At 59.2% G+C, this 16337-nt stretch carries 15 protein-coding genes; 8 read left to right on the forward strand and 7 right to left on the reverse strand.

Translation table 11 applies throughout. From position 1 onward, the window contains the following. Positions 1 to 31: 31 nt before the first annotated feature. Both SIC15_RS00805 and pdxH read right to left on the reverse strand, forming a co-directional pair. Positions 32 to 790, reverse strand: a complete 759-nt coding sequence (locus tag SIC15_RS00805) for a 4'-phosphopantetheinyl transferase family protein (RefSeq protein WP_412536869.1) — start codon at positions 788 to 790, stop codon at positions 32 to 34. Next, on the reverse strand, positions 759 to 1394 hold the full coding sequence (gene pdxH / locus SIC15_RS00810; protein ID WP_153637125.1) for a pyridoxamine 5'-phosphate oxidase: 636 nt from the start codon (positions 1392 to 1394) through the stop codon (positions 759 to 761). Before pdxH ends, SIC15_RS00805 begins: the two co-directional genes overlap by 32 nt. 233 nt (positions 1395 to 1627) lie before the next feature. Between pdxH and SIC15_RS00815 the strand changes: the two genes are divergently transcribed. Continuing rightward, positions 1628 to 2914: an MHYT domain-containing protein gene (locus SIC15_RS00815; RefSeq protein ID WP_412536870.1), complete on the forward strand. Its 1287-nt coding sequence runs from the start codon at positions 1628 to 1630 to the stop codon at positions 2912 to 2914. A 79-nt stretch (positions 2915 to 2993) separates the two neighbouring features. Beyond that, positions 2994 to 5819, forward strand: coding sequence for a DUF748 domain-containing protein (locus SIC15_RS00820; RefSeq protein ID WP_412537577.1), 2826 nt, complete (start codon positions 2994 to 2996; stop codon positions 5817 to 5819). A gap of 2 nt (positions 5820 to 5821) precedes the next feature. Here the strand turns inward: SIC15_RS00820 and SIC15_RS00825 are convergent, their stop codons facing one another. Continuing rightward, positions 5822 to 6616 carry a substrate-binding periplasmic protein gene (locus SIC15_RS00825; protein ID WP_412536871.1) on the reverse strand — a complete coding sequence of 265 codons (795 nt, stop codon included), beginning with the start codon at positions 6614 to 6616 and terminating at the stop codon, positions 5822 to 5824. Positions 6617 to 6752: 136 nt separating this feature from the next. Between SIC15_RS00825 and yfbR the strand changes: the two genes are divergently transcribed. Beyond that, positions 6753 to 7346 carry a 5'-deoxynucleotidase gene (yfbR, locus tag SIC15_RS00830; protein WP_412536872.1) on the forward strand — a complete coding sequence of 198 codons (594 nt, stop codon included), beginning with the start codon at positions 6753 to 6755 and terminating at the stop codon, positions 7344 to 7346. Between the two features lie 14 nt (positions 7347 to 7360). Here yfbR and SIC15_RS00835 read toward each other — a convergent pair whose 3' ends face one another. Further along, a complete protein-coding gene (locus SIC15_RS00835) occupies positions 7361 to 8395 on the reverse strand; it encodes an SPFH domain-containing protein (protein ID WP_136630425.1) in 1035 nt (344 codons plus the stop codon). Between the two features lie 2 nt (positions 8396 to 8397). Next, positions 8398 to 8856, reverse strand: coding sequence for an NfeD family protein (locus SIC15_RS00840; protein WP_069182545.1), 459 nt, complete (start codon positions 8854 to 8856; stop codon positions 8398 to 8400). A 205-nt stretch (positions 8857 to 9061) separates the two neighbouring features. Here SIC15_RS00840 and SIC15_RS00845 point away from each other — a divergent pair, with 205 nt between their 5' ends. From SIC15_RS00845 to SIC15_RS00855, 3 genes are all read left to right on the forward strand, one after another. After that, complete coding sequence (locus SIC15_RS00845; RefSeq protein ID WP_412536873.1) at positions 9062 to 9877, forward strand: SDR family NAD(P)-dependent oxidoreductase; 816 nt, start codon at positions 9062 to 9064, stop codon at positions 9875 to 9877. Between the two features lie 106 nt (positions 9878 to 9983). Next, positions 9984 to 11084, forward strand: a complete 1101-nt coding sequence (locus SIC15_RS00850; RefSeq protein WP_136630423.1) for a GGDEF domain-containing protein — start codon at positions 9984 to 9986, stop codon at positions 11082 to 11084. Between the two features lie 48 nt (positions 11085 to 11132). Then, a complete protein-coding gene (locus SIC15_RS00855; RefSeq protein WP_412536874.1) occupies positions 11133 to 11918 on the forward strand; it encodes a class II glutamine amidotransferase in 786 nt (261 codons plus the stop codon). Between the two features lie 128 nt (positions 11919 to 12046). Here the strand turns inward: SIC15_RS00855 and SIC15_RS00860 are convergent, their stop codons facing one another. Then, positions 12047 to 12952, reverse strand: coding sequence for a metal-dependent hydrolase (locus SIC15_RS00860; protein WP_412536875.1), 906 nt, complete (start codon positions 12950 to 12952; stop codon positions 12047 to 12049). A 225-nt stretch (positions 12953 to 13177) separates the two neighbouring features. Between SIC15_RS00860 and SIC15_RS00865 the strand changes: the two genes are divergently transcribed. Next, positions 13178 to 14284 carry a helix-turn-helix domain-containing protein gene (locus SIC15_RS00865; RefSeq protein ID WP_136630420.1) on the forward strand — a complete coding sequence of 369 codons (1107 nt, stop codon included), beginning with the start codon at positions 13178 to 13180 and terminating at the stop codon, positions 14282 to 14284. A gap of 191 nt (positions 14285 to 14475) precedes the next feature. Continuing rightward, on the forward strand, positions 14476 to 14883 hold the full coding sequence (locus SIC15_RS00870; protein WP_069182551.1) for an NINE protein: 408 nt from the start codon (positions 14476 to 14478) through the stop codon (positions 14881 to 14883). A 9-nt stretch (positions 14884 to 14892) separates the two neighbouring features. Here SIC15_RS00870 and SIC15_RS00875 read toward each other — a convergent pair whose 3' ends face one another. Continuing rightward, positions 14893 to 16260 (reverse strand): WS/DGAT/MGAT family O-acyltransferase, encoded by a 1368-nt coding sequence (locus SIC15_RS00875; protein WP_412536876.1) that lies wholly within the window; start codon positions 16258 to 16260, stop codon positions 14893 to 14895. Between the last annotated feature and the right edge of the window lie 77 nt (positions 16261 to 16337).

Consider the following 16337-nt stretch of genomic DNA (forward strand, 5'->3'; position numbering starts at 1 on the left):
ACTGACCTGTTTTATTTGTGTCTGGCCCGAGTCACGGGGTTTTGCAACGGATAGTGCGCTGGAACAGTGGCTCCCAGGAGGCTTCGATGGGTTCCGCATCCACCAGTGAGAAATCGTGGGGCGGCGGTTCAAGCAAGGTAATTTCCGGCCATACCGGCTGGCTTCCCCGAAACACCACGGTTACCAGGTAGCCCTCAATGTAGCAGCAGGCGGCTTGCCAGTCCTGTTCTGGCTGGTCGCCGTAGATCTCGAAATTCTTGCGCACCTCCAGGGTCTGGAGGTTGCCGGCAATGCCGCGCCCGGTTGCCTTCAGCCAGGCTTCTTTGAGGGTCCATACCTTGAGGAAGGTATTCGAGTCGTCTTCCCGGAACAGCCACTCCTGTTCGACCGGGGAGAACCAGCGTTTGACCACTTTCTGCCACTGGGCATGGCGCTGGCAGGGCTCGAGATCCAGTCCGATGGGTGAGTCTGCCCGAGTGGCGCAGGCGGACAGACCCTGGCTATGGCTGAGAGACAACCGCCAGCCCTCGGGCGAACCGGAAGCGTTGGGGCGGCCGGCCACCGGGCAGCAATGGTTGGGCGGGACCATGGCGGATTTGCCAATGGCCTGGCGAATAAGCCAGCGACTGGACAGGTATTCCCGCTCCCGGGGGCCACTGAATTTGCCCACGGTCTCGCGTTCATAGTGGGTCAGCCAGGCCGGGTGGGCGATCTCGGGCCCATCTGTCTGGTGGCAAAGCCAGACAGATGGGCGGTCATCAGGGCTGAAGTCGTTGGATGAGCCAGCCATCGCCGTCCCTCACATATTCAAAGCGGTCATGGAGCCGGCTGGGCCGGCCCTGCCAGAACTCGATACGGTCGGGGACAATGCGATAACCACCCCAGAAACTTGGGAGTGGCACTTCGCCGTCACTGAATTTGCGTTTGATCTCAGCCACCTTCTGTTCAAGCAACCCCCGGGAGGTGATGGCCTTGCTCTGTTCGGATACCCAGGCGCCAATCTGACTGCCCCGGGGTCGTGATGCAAAATAGCGCAGGGATTCTGCTTTGCTTACCTTCTCAACGGCGCCCTGGATCCGTACCTGACGATTCAGTCCGATCCAGGGAAATAGCAGGGCTGCCTGGGGGTTCTCTTCCATTTCCCGCGCCTTCCGGCTGCCGTAGTTGGTGTAAAAGACAAAACCCTCGTCGTCGAAGTATTTCAGCAAGACCGTGCGCAGGTCCGGCATGCCATCCCGACCTGTGGTCGCCAGCGACATGGCGTTGGGCTCGAGAATGCCTGCCTCCCGGGCATCTTCAAACCAGACCTGGAACTGCCTGACCGGATTACTGTCCAGCGCATCGCGATCCAGCCCCTCACTCTCGAAATCACGACGCATATCGCCGATATCCATAATGCTCCCTCTCATTCGAGTTCTACTGGCCCGGGATAAATACGATTCCGAAGCATATCGGGTTCAGGCCTGTCTGTCAGCGATGCTTGTGTCGGAGACGGTTACATAAAGCCAACAATAGAATGAGACCCAATTCACACTTAGCCCGTATCTAACCGGACGTTGATGTAGGTCAGCATTGAGCAACCGGGAAATCTGACCCGTTCAAACACACCAATAAAAGGTCGAACGAGATGATGTCCGAATACGATTTGCCCCTTGTGGCTGCTTCCTTTCTGGTCGCTGTTCTGGCTGCATACGCTGCCCTGTTCTTCGGCGCCAGGTTGACCAACGCCAAAGACGGCGAGCGTCGAAAATGGCTGGCCGCTGGTGCCGTGTTGATGGGAACCGGCGTCTGGACCATGCACTTTGTCGGAATGCGTGCTATGCCGATGGATGTCGCCATGACGTTCGATGTCCTGATGACGACGGTTTCGTGGCTCGCGGCTGTGGTTGCCTCCGGCATTGCCCTGCATATTATCGGGCGGGAGCGATTGGGAGCGCCTCTGTTTGCTGGTGCGACGCTCTTCATGGCCGGCGGCATTGTTGTCATGCATTACCTGGGAATGTACGCGATGCGAATGTCTGCGCCGCCGACATTCAACATTGGATTTCTTGCCGTTTCCATCGTGATTGCCGTTGTCGCATCCGGTGTCGCGCTTGCCCTGTGCCGAAAGCTTCAGGGCATGGACGGAGCGGGATCCCTGGCCATTCAGTTTGTGGCAGCCCTGGTGATGGCTGCAGCAATCTGTGGCATGCACTACACCGGTATGATGGCGATGATTTTCCCTGAAGGCGCTGTCCCTGCCGCTGACAATGGCTTGCGCGGTGATTGGATGGGGATCCCTCTGGCCCTCTTCTGTGCAGCCCTGCTCGGCGTTGCATTGGTGGTGACTGTTCTCGATGTAAAACATCAGCGTGACGCCGCCGTACGCAAGGCGGAAGAGGATCAGCGAGTGGCAGAGTTGGCCTTTGTCGACACGGTGACCGGCCTGCCCAACCGTTCAGCACTGGAGGAACGTCTGCTGGATATCCTTGCCCGGGACAACGCCGGCGGTAACCCGTTTGCCCTGATTTATCTGGATATTGCCAACTTCCGAGAGCTTTCCAGCGGCATGGGTGAGGAATCGCTGAATACGGTGGTCAAGGAAATCAGTGCGGCGCTGCTTGACCAGATGTCGGACCCGGTCTATCTGGCCCGGTATTCAGCCAGCGCCTTCTTTGCCCTGGTGCCCGATCATGAGGACAGCCAGCACGCGTTCATGTACAAACGGCTCCGCCAGATCAATGAGCGTATTGGTACTCCGGCTATGCCGGTCACCTGGCGTGTCGGCCAGTCTGCTTACCCGGCAACCGGAAATTCAACGCGCAAGCTGGTCCGCGCTGCCATGGTACCAAGAGACCCCGAAGAGATTGGCCAGTTTTCCAACATGGTCACTGACCCGGAGCTGGTGTTACCGGGTCATAAGCTCCAGAGCTGACAAACCGGCACAAGGCCGACTATCCTTGTGGACAGGCAGGTGGGCAAGATTGCCCCGGGAATCCGCCGGTTATAAGGAGATGTCTGTGGCCCAGAGCCGTAAAAGCAGTCGCATGCCCAGGAATCTGTTGATCGGATTCCTGGCACTTCTGATTCTGTACACCCTGGCAGGGTTCCTGCTGCTTCCCTGGTGGCTGGAGCGGCTGGTGCCAGAGCAGCTGGACCAGCGCATGGGCTGGCAGGCAGAAATCACCGATATCCGTACCAATCCCTTTACCCTTCGGGTAGAAGCTCTGGGACTGTCTGCGGCCGATGCGGATGGCGAGCAGGTGGTTGGCTTTGACCGGCTCATGGTGGACATGAATTTTTTCCAGCTGATTCGCGGAATTGCCGGTTTTGAAGCCATTCAGCTGGACGAGCCTTACGTTCGGGTAGACCTCCTCGAGGACTACAGCGTTAATTTTGCCAGGGACTGGCAGGCGGCCAATCCGGAGGCCGTTCAGGACGAGCCCCCGTCCGCGCAAGCAGAGGAAACCGGCCCGCCCAGGCTCTATTTTGGTCAAATTGCGCTGAATGGCGGCGAAATGCTGCTCCGGGACTTCACCAAGCAGGAAATGGCGGAGTTTCGGATTACCCCGCTGGATCTGACACTGAACGACCTCGCCACCTGGCAACGGGAAGGGCAGGACAGCGATTACTCCCTGCTGGCGGCGTTGGGCAGCCAGACCGTCGAGTGGCAAGGGGATCTGAGTGTCGCGCCATTCTATTCCAACGGTACCCTCAAAGTGTCGGCGGTGGGCTATGAAACCCTGGCGCACTTTCTGGCGCCGTTTTTCCCCTACGACTTGCGTGGCGGCAGCGTTACTCTCAGCTCGGACTATGAAATCCAGGCCGGAGACGCCTTTTACCTGGAAACGACCAACGGTCAGCTGAAACTCGAGAATCTTGCCGTCGCCCTGGATGAGCAGAGTGATCAGGCCAGGCTGACGAACGCCCTGCTGTCGGTGGATGCCATCGGTTTCGACCTCAACCGGAGGGAGGTCCGTATCGGCCAGGTGTCCCTGGACAAGCTCGATCTCGCCCTGGCGCGAAGTGCAGCGGGGGAAATCGACTGGTTGGCGCCGCTGGCCTCCGAACAGGGAGAGGCTGAAAGCGCAGACGACGCATCGTCTGCCGGGCAGCCGTTCCGCTGGTCAGTCGCGGGCATTGCGCTCTCCGACGGGCGGGTTCTCTGGCAGGACAGTCAGCCGGAGACGGCGGCTGAAATTGCTCTTGAGCAACTCTCGGTTTCGGTAGGGCGGATAAGCCACGAGCTGGAGGAACCGGTTACTTACGAAGCCCGGGGAACCCTGGCCAGTGGTGGGCAGTTGTCGCTGAATGGCCAGGTTACGCCCGCCCCATTTACCCTGGAAGCGGCCATATCCGGGAGCGGTGTCGCGTTGGCGGCCTTCGAGCCATACGTGCAGGAGGGCGCCAACCTCGCCATAACCAACGGTACTCTGGGCCTCGATGGCAATCTGGACCTCGATGGCCAACAGGACCCGCTCACCGGCACCTTCAGCGGAACTGCGGAAGTGGCCGGCCTGGACCTGAAACTGCCTGACAGTTCCGGATCGCTGGTGTCATGGCAAACGTTGCGCCTGGCGCCGATTGAATATAACGTCCACCCTGCCCGGCTGGAAATCGGCACCGTGACCTTGGCCCAGCCGAGGATCAACATTGTCCGCAATACCGACAGCGTCCATAACGTGGAGCGCATTGCCAAGGGGGCCGGTTCCGCCGGGGAACAAGAACCGGCCCCGGAGGCCGCAGAGAGAACCGGCGACTCCGAGCCCGAATTCATTTTCCGCATTGGACAGCTGATGCTTGAGAACGGTGAGCTGGCCTACACCGATCGTACGCTGGATCCCGCCTTCACCACATCGTTTGGTGAGCTGAATGGCAGCGTAACCGGATTGAGCAACATTTCCCCGCAGCAGGGCAAGGTATCCATAAGGGGCCGGGTCGGCGGCGTGGCGGACCTGGATTTCGAAGGCACCATTGGGACCCTCGGCACCGAGGATGTCAGCGATCTCCGGTTGATCATGCAGGATCTGTCGCTACCGGCGCTGTCGCCCTATTTCGGGCGATACCTGGGCTACGGCGTGGACAGTGGCAAGCTGAATCTTAACCTGGATTACGAGATTGCCGGCTCACAAATCGATGCCTCCAACCTGGTGGTGATGGATCGGCTGGAACTGGGTTCCGCCATAGCCAGCGACGATGCCGTCAATGCGCCGGTCAAACTGGGTCTGGCCCTGCTCAGGGACAGCAAAGGGGTTATTGAAGTGGACCTGCCGATCAGCGGCGACCTGTCCGACCCGGACTTCAGTGTCGGCAAGGTGGTGATGCGGGCATTCGTAAACCTGTTGGCGAAGGCCGCGGCGTCACCGTTCAGTATGCTTGGTTCGATTGCGGAGCTGGCCGGGTTGAGCGGGGAAGAGTTGGGCAAGGTGAGCTTTGTTCCCGGCAGTATCCAGCTGGCCGAGGGTGAGGCCGAAAAGCTGGCGGCGTTGGCGGACGCCTTGCTGGAACGCCCGGACCTGTTGCTGAATATTCGGGGTAATGTTGAGCCCCAGGCTGACGGACTTGCGCTGTTGCGGGACGATCTGACCGCTGGTGGTGAACAGGAACTGTCCGAGGAGGAATGGCAGGCAGCCCGGGAAGCCTATCTGGCCGGTGAGCGGTCACTGGCGCCGGAAGCGTTGAGTAACCTGGCCTCCTCGCGCGGGGTAACCTTGCGGAATGTCCTGCAGCAAACGCACGGAGTACCGGCTGATCAGCTGTTCCTGCTCGATCCGGCCCGTAATGCGGAGATGGGTGGCGAGGGTAACGTGATCGTCGCCTTCAACCTGGATGTGCGTTGACCTCAGGGTGCCTCGAAGCTGGTCAGAAAGCCGGCTGGTAACTGGAGCCCCCAGTTTTCGACGAGTTGCCGGTATCGGCCATTGTCCACCAGCGGCGCCAACAGTTCGAGCATCTGGTCTGCACTGGCGGCGCCGCCCTTCCGGGCAATGATGCTGAGCTGGTAGCGCTGATCCGGCTCGTTCGATATTAGTAATTTGTCTCGGTCTTCTGGATGCCTGGCCAGGTGCCGCTGCAGGTAGGAGTGGCTGACTATGGCGACCTCCGCAACAGAGGGCCGGTCGACTTTGATCAAATTCATGTTGCGGGCGTGGCTGTCGGAAAACTCGATATTAAATTTTTGTTCGAGCACGGAGTTGTCAGTTTCATACCCGGCAAAACCATAGTAATAGCCGGAAATGGCCACAATAGATCGGTTGTGCAGGTCGTCAAAGAATGAGGAATCTCTGCCGGGTTTCTTGAGAGCGACATAAAGTTCTTCGTCGGCCAAGATCGGGTGGGTAATGTCCACATCCTTCTTTGTCCAACCCCAGTCAGGGCTTTGAAAGAAGATGACGTCGTAGAGACCGGCATCGAAATCCAGGTGGCGGCGTTTGGGGGAGGTGTGGATGATATGGAATGAGACGTCCGGGTGTATCTGCTCAAGCACCTCCAGCAGTTCCCCGAGGAAGCCCTCGACTTTGCCATCGGAATTGACACTGGCGATCGGGGGAAAGTGGTAAACGCCCACAGTGATTTCGGTTTCGTTTGCCCGAACCGGCGCCGTTGCCAGCATAATAGCCGCAACAAGAATGGCCATTAATCTTCGAAATTGGGCTTCAGCGGACACGATATCCCCGGTTATGTAACAATTGAATACGCATTCAGAATAGCACGGGGATTTTGTGCACCTGAAGCAAAAGATTATTAACTTATGCAAAACAGGTCAGTGATTAATGGGTAACGTTGTCAGCCACTTTTTCGCCTATGTCTCCCGCCTGCGTTGGATCAAGCGTTGGGGGCTGATGCGCAATGCCATTGAGGAGAATGTGGCTACCCATTCCTGGGAGGTGGCAACCCTGGCCCATGCGCTTGCCATCATCCGCAACCGGCATTTCGGTGGCCAGGTGAACGCCGACCGTATTGCCGCAGCAGCGCTTTACCATGATGCGACGGAGGTGATTACCGGTGATATGCCGACACCGGTGAAATACCATTCAAAGGTGATGCGAGAGGCATTCGGGGACATCGAGCATAAGGCAGAGGCGGAACTGTTGGCGCTGTTGCCAGAGGACCTGCGAGAGGATTTTTCACCTTATGTTCGGGAGTCTCGGCTACCGGCAGAAGACCGGGAACTGATCAAGGCCGCCGACAGGCTGTCGGCGTGGCTCAAGTGCCAGGCGGAGATCAGGGCCGGCAACAAGGAGTTCGAGCCGGCCGCCCAACAGATCCGCAACCGCCTGGAGGAAGACGGATTGCCAGAGGTTGCCTATTTCCTGAAGGTATTCGCCCCCAGTTACGACCAACCCCTGGACAATCTCCTGGGTTGACGGGTTCTCGGGGCTTAGCTGTTGCCTGCCGCGCCGACCATCCCGCCGCGCAGGCCATCGCGCTGCAGATGCTGGCGAACCGTGTCCTCGGGGCTGCCGGCCAGTTCGCGGAACATGCCCATGGAGCCGAGCAGCGCTGAGGATTCGTAGGGTACGAACACCCGCTCGCCCTCTTTCGCCATATTGGGCAGAACCTTGATATAGCTCTGGCCCAGAAGGTAGCCAATAACCGTCTGCTTGTTCTCTTCAGAGTCGCCCATTGCGCTGAGTACCAGACGGATGGACTCCTGCTCACCCTGGGCCCGGAGAATGGCCGACTCCTTGTCGCCCTGGGCATTCAGAATGGCGGATTCGCGCTGGCCCTGTGCCATGGCGATAGCCGCCGACTTTTCCCCCTCGGCTTCGGTGACCGTGGCCCGGCGCTTGCGCTCTGCAGCCATCTGCAACCGCATGGCTTCTTCCACTTCTTCCGGCATGCTGATGTCCTGGACTTCCACCCGGGTAAGCTTGACGCCCCACTTGGAAGCGGCCTCTTCCATCTCGGCCTGGATGGCGTTGTTCACCTCGCTGCGGGATTCAAACAGCTTGTCCAGCTCCATCTTGCCCACCACCGAGCGCAGGGTGGTTTTGGCCAGAACCTCCACCGCCTGGCTCATGTTGGCGACTTCGTAAACGGCCCGGCGCGGGTCAATGATCTGGTAATACAGGGCGCCGTTGATCTTCACCGTGACGTTGTCGGTGGTCACCACCGGCTGTCCAGGGAAGTCCATAACCGTTTCCCTGCGGTCAATCCGGACCTCATCGCTCATCACCGGATGGTAGTCTTCGCCCATGCGGACGTAGCGAATCATGGTGATTGGGCGTGGCCGCTCGATGAAGGGGATGATGATGTTCACGCCACTTTCAAGAATGCGATTGAAAGAACCCAGCCGCTCAATGACCATGACTTCGGATTGGCGAACGATGACCAGTCCCTTGGCAATGATGAAGATGCCAATAGCGACCAGGATCAGGCTGATGATCAGCCCGGGTGAAAGATACTGTTCCATGCTTACTGTTCCTTGTGTGTGATCGTCTCAACAACGGCGGTCGTGCCGTCAAACTGTTTGAAAATGACGTCGGTTCCTTCCGGAAGGTCGGTTTCTCCGGTGTCAGTGACCCGCAGGCGATAGAAATCGCCGTTGACCTTGATGCCCGTGGCACCATCGAAATCCCGTTTCTGGGTCTGGTAACGCCGGCCCTGCTCCACTCCGGTGCCGGTCGTGCCATAGGCCACGCCTTTGGGAGAGAAGCGCGGTCGTATCCAGCGAATGGCGACAGGCACCAGGATTCCCGAGAACACCCCCATGCCGGCGAGCTGCCACTCAAATGGTACGCCCAGAAAAGCCAGCAAGGCGGTCAGCGCCGCGGCAATGCCCAGGGCCAGAAGTAACAGGACACCCGAGGCCAGTTCAGCCAGGCTCAGCACCAGCGCCAGGATCAGCCAGAAATGCGTAAGACTCCATTCCATAAAGAAAATCCACAGGTTCGGGGAAGGGGGAGGCTCGGTGTCGCACACCGGCCGTCGGCATCGGATTGTACCGGAAACCGGATGCCGCGTCAGAGGGTGGCCGGAGTGCCATGTGGCCTGGTTCACTAAAGCCATATCCCCCGGACAGGCAATTGTTAGAGTATCTGCTTTAATTGCCAGAGCACACAACAAGAGGTCCGTGACCATGAAGAATCTGAAGAACAAAGTTGCCGTTGTTACCGGTGCCGGCTCGGGTATCGGGCGCGCGCTCGCCAAGTCCCTGGCGGACCGGGGCTCCCGGCTGGCGCTGTCTGACGTCAATGAGGCCGGCCTGGCGGAAACGGCGGAAGCGCTCGGGAATGCCGATGTGAGGACCTACCGGCTGGATGTCTCGGATCGGGATGCCATCTTTGCCCATGCCGAGGAGGTTGTAAAAGACTTTGGTCAGGTCAATCTGGTCATCAACAACGCGGGCGTGGCACTGTCTGCAACGGTGCGTGAGATGACCGACGAGGACTTCAAATGGGTCATGGACATTGACTTCTGGGGTGTTGCCCACGGCACCCGTGCCTTCCTGCCACATCTGATTGCCTCGGGCGATGGCCATGTGGTGAATGTGTCCAGCGTGTTCGGCCTGATCGGCGTGCCCAAACAGAGCGCCTACAACGCCGCCAAGTTTGCGGTACGCGGATTCACCGAAGCCCTCAGGCAGGAAATGAAGCTGGAAAACCAGCCGGTGGCGGTGAGCTGTGTGCACCCCGGTGGCATCCGCACCAACATTGCCAATGCCGCGCGTATGGGCAAGTCCGAGAATGCCGTCGCCCAGCGCAAGGGTTTCGACAAGCTCGCCATGACCACGCCCGAGAAAGCGGCGGAGACCATTGTAAAAGGCATACTCAAGAACGAGTCCCGCATCCTGGTAGGCCCGGACGCCTGGGGTATCGACGCCATCAACCGTCTGCTGGGTTCGGCTTATCAGCCCTTGGTGGAGCGCTTCTCCCGCAAGAACCTTTATGTCTGATGCGTGAGGCTGAGTGTCAGGGGCCCGTGAAGAACCGGGCCTGCTGTACATTTTACAAACAGTGTTTCGGGGCTATACTCGGAAGCTGATCCAAGGAAGAGTCAGCATGAATACGCCTCACCATTCCGACCTGGGGGCCACTCTGGAACAGAGCCGCTCAGGTCTGCGCGACAGCCATCGCCGCTCCTTGATGCGGCTGCTTTTTCTGATCACCGGCTCGGCACTGGTGGTTTTCGCATGCCTTCAGATTCTCAATGGTTTCCTCTGGGTGGGCATTGGTGAACTCTGTGCCAGCGCGTTGCTGTTTTTCGGCGTCTGGCGCCTGAAATCCACGCCCCACCTGCAGCAATGGGTTTATGCCTATCTGGTGCCTCTGTTCGCATTTTTCCTCGTGATAATGCTGCTGCCAGAAGCCTCGGTGTCCGCTTTCGTCTGGGTGCTGATGATGCCGGTTCTTGCCTACCTGCTGCTCGGCAAGAAAGAAGGCATGATTCTCAGCGCGCCCTTCATGATCGTCGGCGGTGTTATCTACTACATCCACCTTGGCCAGGTCGGCAGCCCCCACGCGATGATCGATCTGCTCAACATGGTGTTGTGCGGTGCCCTGATGCTGGCCTTCATTCACCTGTATGAGGGCCGCCGCGAAGAGGCCGAGCAGCGCCTGGTGGATATGGCCCAGACTGATGCGCTGACCGGCCTCGCCAATCGCAGCAACTTCCAGGGCACATTGAATCGGACCATCGCCGAGTGTGATCGCAGCGGAGCCGGTTTTGCTCTCGTGGTCATGGACATTGACCACTTCAAGCTTGTGAACGACACCCTGGGCCACGAGGCCGGAGACTATGTTCTCAAAAACATCAGCCGATGCCTGACCGAGCGCCTGAGAAGCACAGACTTTGTCGGCCGCCTCGGTGGCGAGGAGTTCGGCCTGATTCTGCGGGATGTGAAGCCGGCGGATGCGTTTGTCCTGATGGACGAGCTGCGCCAGCGGATTGCTGAACGCGATTTGCCCTATGGTGATGCCCGTATCCGGGTAACCGCCTCCTTCGGGATTGCCCAGTGGCCAGATCACGGCCGGGAAGCCGAAGGCCTGCTCCGGGTTGCGGACCGCTGGCTGTACAGTGGCAAGCGGGCCGGTCGAAATCGGGTGGTCGGCGCCGGCCATAACCCCCGCCAGCTTGAGATTCTGACTGTCGAAGCGAGCTGATTGCGGTATTCTTGGGGCAATCATTTCCCTGCAAGATTGACCTAGCCCATGTGTGAACTGCTGGCCATGAGCGCCAATACGCCCACTGACCTGTGTTTCAGCTTCACCGGCCTCACCCGCCGCGGCGGCCAGACCGGCCCCCACAAAGACGGTTGGGGAGTGGCCTTCTACGAGGGCAAAGGCGTCCGGGCCTTCCACGACGCTGATGCCAGCGCCAGTTCCCGAATCGCCGAAGTGGTCCAGACCCACCCGATCAAGAGCGAAGTAGCCATCTGCCACATCCGCCAGGCAAACGTCGGCGACATCTGCCTGGCCAATACCCATCCGTTCATGCGCGAACTCTGGGGCCGCTACTGGGTGTTCGCCCATAACGGCCAGTTGTCCGTCTTCAGTTCTACGCCGGGCTTCTACGAACCGGTCGGCACCACCGACAGCGAGGCCCTGTTCTGCGACATCCTCAACCACCTGCGCAGCCACTGCGACCGGAACACCCCGACCGACGACATCATTGAGCGCCTGGTGCGCCTGTCGAAGGCTTACGCCAGCCAGGGGGTGTTTAACCTCCTGCTGAGTAACGGCGACTGGCTGTTTACCTACTGCACCACCAAAATGGCCAGCATTACCCGGCGGGCACCGTTTGGTCCTGCCCGTCTGAAAGACGCGGACGTGACGGTAGACTTTGAATCGGAGACGACGCCGAACGATATCGTCAGCGTTGTTGTGACCGAACCGCTGACTACCGATGAAAAATGGGATGTTTATCAGCCCGGTGAGTGGCGGCTTTGGCTGAAAGGGGAAGTCATTCGATCTGGAGTTGCCAGAACGGGCGATTGACCTTGGCCAGATCAAGCGGATGAGTGGGTGGGGAGGCCTTTGTGCAGGGAAAAAGATGTCTGAGCGCAGCGAGTTGTTTTTCCCGGAACAAAGGCCTCCCCACCTGCTTGTCCGCGTAACTCCAAGGATTACTGAAGCGTTCTGCGATTACCTTTCTTGTACTGCGGTGCGATGTGCGACTGGATTTCTTCCTTGAAACGGGCAATCAGGTCGCTGTTGTCGTGATCCCAGGGGTGAAAACCGGGCTTGAAATACTCCAGCCATGTGGGAATCAGGCTGGAAAAGGTTCCGTTGAGGCCCCACAGGCGCCAAAGGCCTGAAGCGGTATCTTTCAGAGAGAAGTTCTTGCGGTCGTTCAGCATCATCCGGCTGGTGAAGTAGGTGCTCATCACACCCAGGGCGGCGGTGCTGAAGGCGAGATAAAAGGTTCTTTCGGCGTAGGTGCCGCCTGCTGCCTGGAATACGTCGTAGGCTACCGCCTTGTGCTCCGTTTCCTCGATTGCATGCCAAACCCATAGCGGGCGCATGGTCTCGTCCATGTCCTGGCGAACATCGTCACGTTCCAGCAGCATGTCGGCCATCATAGCGGTCAGGTGCTCCAGGGCACAGGTGATGGCCAGCTGATGCCGTTTGGGCAGTTTCTTGGCGATGCCCAGAACCACCTCCAGATGCTTTTCCAGCTCTTCCACCGGCATGCCCTGGTCTCGGACGTGCTGGTTCATAGCAATGTGCTCCAGGGAGTGCATGGCCTCCTGGCCAATGAACCCGCGTATCTCCTCTTTGAGCTTGGGATCGGAGATCTTGTCCCGGAACGCCCTTACCGAATCGACAAAGAACTGCTCGCCCTGGGGGAACAGCACCGAGAGCGCATTCATGATGTGGCTGATGGTGTAGCTGTTGTCGACCCAGTAACGGGGTACCTGCTCGCCAAACTCGAACCCCATGCGCTGGGCGGTGATGGTGACGTTGTCCGGGGTGTTTGAGGCCCGGGTAACGGGAGCCGCTTTGTTTTCTGCGGTTTTGTTGCTCAGCATGTGTGTACTCCTCGCTCTGGCTGATGTCATGGCTCCAGTGTGGGGCAGTCAACGTCGGGCAGGAATGCGCAAATGGGACGCCAGTCGATCAGGATGGGACACGGCCCGGGATTTGATTGGCCATGCTGACGGCGAGCATGGTGTACCGGGCCCCACTGTAGCGGCAAGAGGCATCTGATAGAGTCAGTTGAAGTGCTTCAGCCACCCCAATAATAAGGAATGCCAATGAGCCCAACTGGTCCGGACAAAGAACGGCAGATGCTGGGATTGTTCCTGGTGCCGGGCGCTTACCTGCGGGTCTTGGCCGAAACCGTCCGGCAACTGGGGTATAACGACCGGTCACTCTATGAAGGGCTCGAATTCTCCCCGGACGATCTCAAGTCCAACGACAGCCGGGTCTTTGTCACCGATGCCATCATCATGGCCAAGCGGGCCGTGAACCTGGCCGGGCAAGACGGTCTCAGTTTCATGCTGGCCCGCGAACTGCGCCTGACCATTCACGGCACCCTGGGCTTCGCGGCCCTTACCAGCCCCACCTTCGCAGATGCCCTGGATTCCGTGCGCCGTTACCTGCATTTGCGGGTGCCGTTCCTCAGTATGAGCCAGTCCGAAGCAGGGGATCAGGTGCTGGTAAAGCTGTGCACCGAATTCGAAGTGCCCGGCCTCTATCCGTTTCTCGCCGAGACCGTGAGCGCCACCCTGATCCTGCTGACCGAACAGCTCCTGGACCGGGAAGACGCTGCCAGACACGGCTTTGCTTTGGAAGACGGCAAGCTCCCGGGCGTCACCGTTCGCCTGAGCGCGCCGGAGCCGCCCTGCTACCGGCAGTTTGCGAACCAGCTACCGGTCCGATTCGAATACGGCCAGCCGGATGAAATGATGGTGTTCCCCCGGGAGCTTCTGGAAGTGCGCATGCGCCTGGCCGACGCCGAAGCCTCCCGCATGGCCCGAGATCAGTGTGAGTTCGAGCTCCAGAAGGCCCTGAAAGAGCAGGGTGACATTGTCCTGGCTATCCGCAACATGCTCCGGATGATGCCCGGCCCCTTGCCGTCCCTGGAAGCCATGGCCGAGCGTTTCTGCGTCTCGTCCCGAACCCTGAAACGCCGCCTGGCCGACCGCGATACCAGCTACCGTGAAATCCTCGAGTCGGTTCTGAAAGACCGGGCGATCCAGTTACTCCGCTATACCAACCAGTCCGTCAGCGAGATTGCCTATGAGTTGGGTTATGCGGACCTGTCCAACTTCAGCCGAGCTTTCCGAAAGTGGACCGGCAAGTCGGCCAGCGAGTTTCGTGAGGGTGGTCCGGATCCGGCTCCGGAGGTTGGTCCCTGATCTTTCCGGGCCTCTTAGTTTGGAGCGTGGTCGCAGGGTGGGGCATTATTTTTTCGGGTAAAAACAACTCGCTTCGCTCAGACATCTTTTTCCCCGAAAAAATAATGCCCCACCCCACGGCCAGCCCCCAAATCAACCAGGCTAGGGCCATAATTGAAACCAGACACCAACCCAAAAGGATGAAAACGAACATGACCCAAAGGCCAGACACTCACAGCAAACTGATCGGCTACCTGCTCTGGATCTTCGGATTCCTTGGTTCCCACAGGTTTTACTACGGCAAACCCGTTACCGGCACCATCTGGTTCTTTACCCTGGGGCTGTTGTTCATCGGCTGGATCATCGACCTGTTCCTGATCCCGGCCATGGACCGGGAGGCGGACCTGCGGTTCCGGGAAGGTGAAGTCAGTTACAACATCGGCTGGATCCTGCTGACCTTCCTGGGTGTGTTCGGGATTCACCGGATGTACATGGGCAAGTGGATTACCGGCATCATCTACCTGTTGACCGGCGGCCTGTTCCTGATTGGTGTGCTGTATGATTTCTGGACCCTGAACAACCAGATCTCCATCCGCAACGAAGAGCGCCGCTTCGGCTGATCGAGCTGCTTACAAGCCGGCGGCGGTCTCCAGTTCAACCAGGGCTTCCTCCAGGTAGTCGAGCATCCGCTGCAGGCTGGGTAGCGTTCGGCGGCAGCCGATGAGGCCGAATTCCACCTGGTCGCCGTAGCTGGTCAGGGTCATGTTCAGGGCCAGGCGATCCATGGCGATGGAGACCGGGTACATGCCGTCCAGGGTTGCGCCGTTCCAGTAGCAGGTCTCCCGTGGCCCAGGCACGTTGGAGATCACCACATTGAAGGTCTGCCATTTCGGAGCCATGCCGGTGAGCAGATGGAACGCTGCCGGCGCCAGGGTCAGGGCGGTGTAGTTGATGATTTCTTCCGGGGACATGTGGGCGTAGCGGTCCTTGGCGGCTTTCACATCCTCATGGATCTGCATCAGCCGGGTGACCGGGCTGGTGACATCGGTGTGCAGCGAGGCGAGGATCACACCCACCTGGTTACCGCCTGAGCTGTCATCCCGGCGCAGGGATACCGGGACCATAGCGATCAGCGGTTTCTCTGGCAGCGCGTCCCGGTTCATCAGATAGCTGCGCAGTGCAGTAGCACACATAGCCATCACCACGTCATTCACCGTGGTCCTGTAGATCTTACATACCGCCTTTATCCGACTGAGTTCATAGGATTGCGCCGCGAAGCGCCGGGAGCCGGTAATCTTCTGGTTCAGGATGCAGCGGGGTGCGTGGAAGATGGAGGAGTAGGCCGGGTCCTTGCGGGCGTTGTTGATGGTTCTAAGCAGTTCCCGGGCCACGGTGGGCACCGTGCCCAGTTGTTTGCCGGATTCACCCAGTAGATGGCCGACACTGCGCCACAGGGAGGGGCCACCATCCTCCTTTTCACGGGACGGGCGGGGTGGCATGGCCCAGATCGGCGGCATGTCCCGTTCGCCGGTATCCTGGCATAGCATCTGGGTGACCATCCGCATGGCCGATACGCCGTCCACCAGGGCATGATGTACCTTGATATAAACGGCAAACTGGCGCTCCCCCAGCCCTTCAATCAGATGGAACTCCCACAGTGGTCGCTCCCGGTCCATCAGGTGGGAATGTTCCGCCGAAACAAACGACAACAGCTCTCTTACCCGTCCCGGCGTCGGTAGCGCTTCGAAACGAAAGTGGTGCTCCAGATCCAGATGCTCGTCTTCCTCCCAGACTGGCTGGCCGAACCGGTAATCCAGGCGTTGGTTGAACGGCGGCGTTACTTTGGTGAATTGCCTGAGCCGGTCGGCGAGCTGGGCGACGTAGTCATCCGGTGCGTCCTCGGGAAAAGAAAACAGCTGAAGACCGCCCACATGCATGGGCTGCTGCCGCTTTTCCAGCCATAGAAAAAGCTGATCCGTCGGGCTGAGAGGTTTCACGGGGCGTCCTTGTAATTGGTGTTGCCACAATAGTAGCTCAGATAGCTGGCAACGGAATTGACCCCGGTTCGCATTCC

The organism is Marinobacter sp. MIT932201 (assembly GCF_047123295.1).
Taxonomy (GTDB): Bacteria; Pseudomonadota; Gammaproteobacteria; order Pseudomonadales; family Oleiphilaceae; genus Marinobacter; species Marinobacter salsuginis.

Excerpts from the sequence above, each read along its gene's own strand:
- pdxH (WP_153637125.1), bottom strand. The coding sequence starts at position 1,394 with ATGGATATCGGCGATATGCGTCGTGATTTCGAGAGTGAGGGGCTGGAT.
- SIC15_RS00835 (WP_136630425.1), bottom strand. The coding sequence starts at position 8,395 with ATGGAACAGTATCTTTCACCCGGGCTGATCATCAGCCTGATCCTGGTC.
- SIC15_RS00850 (WP_136630423.1), top strand. The coding sequence starts at position 9,984 with ATGAATACGCCTCACCATTCCGACCTGGGGGCCACTCTGGAACAGAGC.
- SIC15_RS00845 (WP_412536873.1), top strand. The coding sequence starts at position 9,062 with ATGAAGAATCTGAAGAACAAAGTTGCCGTTGTTACCGGTGCCGGCTCG.
- SIC15_RS00820 (WP_412537577.1), top strand. The coding sequence starts at position 2,994 with ATGTCTGTGGCCCAGAGCCGTAAAAGCAGTCGCATGCCCAGGAATCTG.
- SIC15_RS00815 (WP_412536870.1), top strand. The coding sequence starts at position 1,628 with ATGATGTCCGAATACGATTTGCCCCTTGTGGCTGCTTCCTTTCTGGTC.
- SIC15_RS00855 (WP_412536874.1), top strand. The coding sequence starts at position 11,133 with ATGTGTGAACTGCTGGCCATGAGCGCCAATACGCCCACTGACCTGTGT.
- SIC15_RS00870 (WP_069182551.1), top strand. The coding sequence starts at position 14,476 with ATGACCCAAAGGCCAGACACTCACAGCAAACTGATCGGCTACCTGCTC.
- SIC15_RS00860 (WP_412536875.1), bottom strand. The coding sequence starts at position 12,952 with ATGCTGAGCAACAAAACCGCAGAAAACAAAGCGGCTCCCGTTACCCGG.
- yfbR (WP_412536872.1), top strand. The coding sequence starts at position 6,753 with ATGGGTAACGTTGTCAGCCACTTTTTCGCCTATGTCTCCCGCCTGCGT.
- SIC15_RS00825 (WP_412536871.1), bottom strand. The coding sequence starts at position 6,616 with ATGGCCATTCTTGTTGCGGCTATTATGCTGGCAACGGCGCCGGTTCGG.
- SIC15_RS00805 (WP_412536869.1), bottom strand. The coding sequence starts at position 790 with ATGGCTGGCTCATCCAACGACTTCAGCCCTGATGACCGCCCATCTGTC.
- SIC15_RS00840 (WP_069182545.1), bottom strand. The coding sequence starts at position 8,856 with ATGGAATGGAGTCTTACGCATTTCTGGCTGATCCTGGCGCTGGTGCTG.
- SIC15_RS00865 (WP_136630420.1), top strand. The coding sequence starts at position 13,178 with ATGAGCCCAACTGGTCCGGACAAAGAACGGCAGATGCTGGGATTGTTC.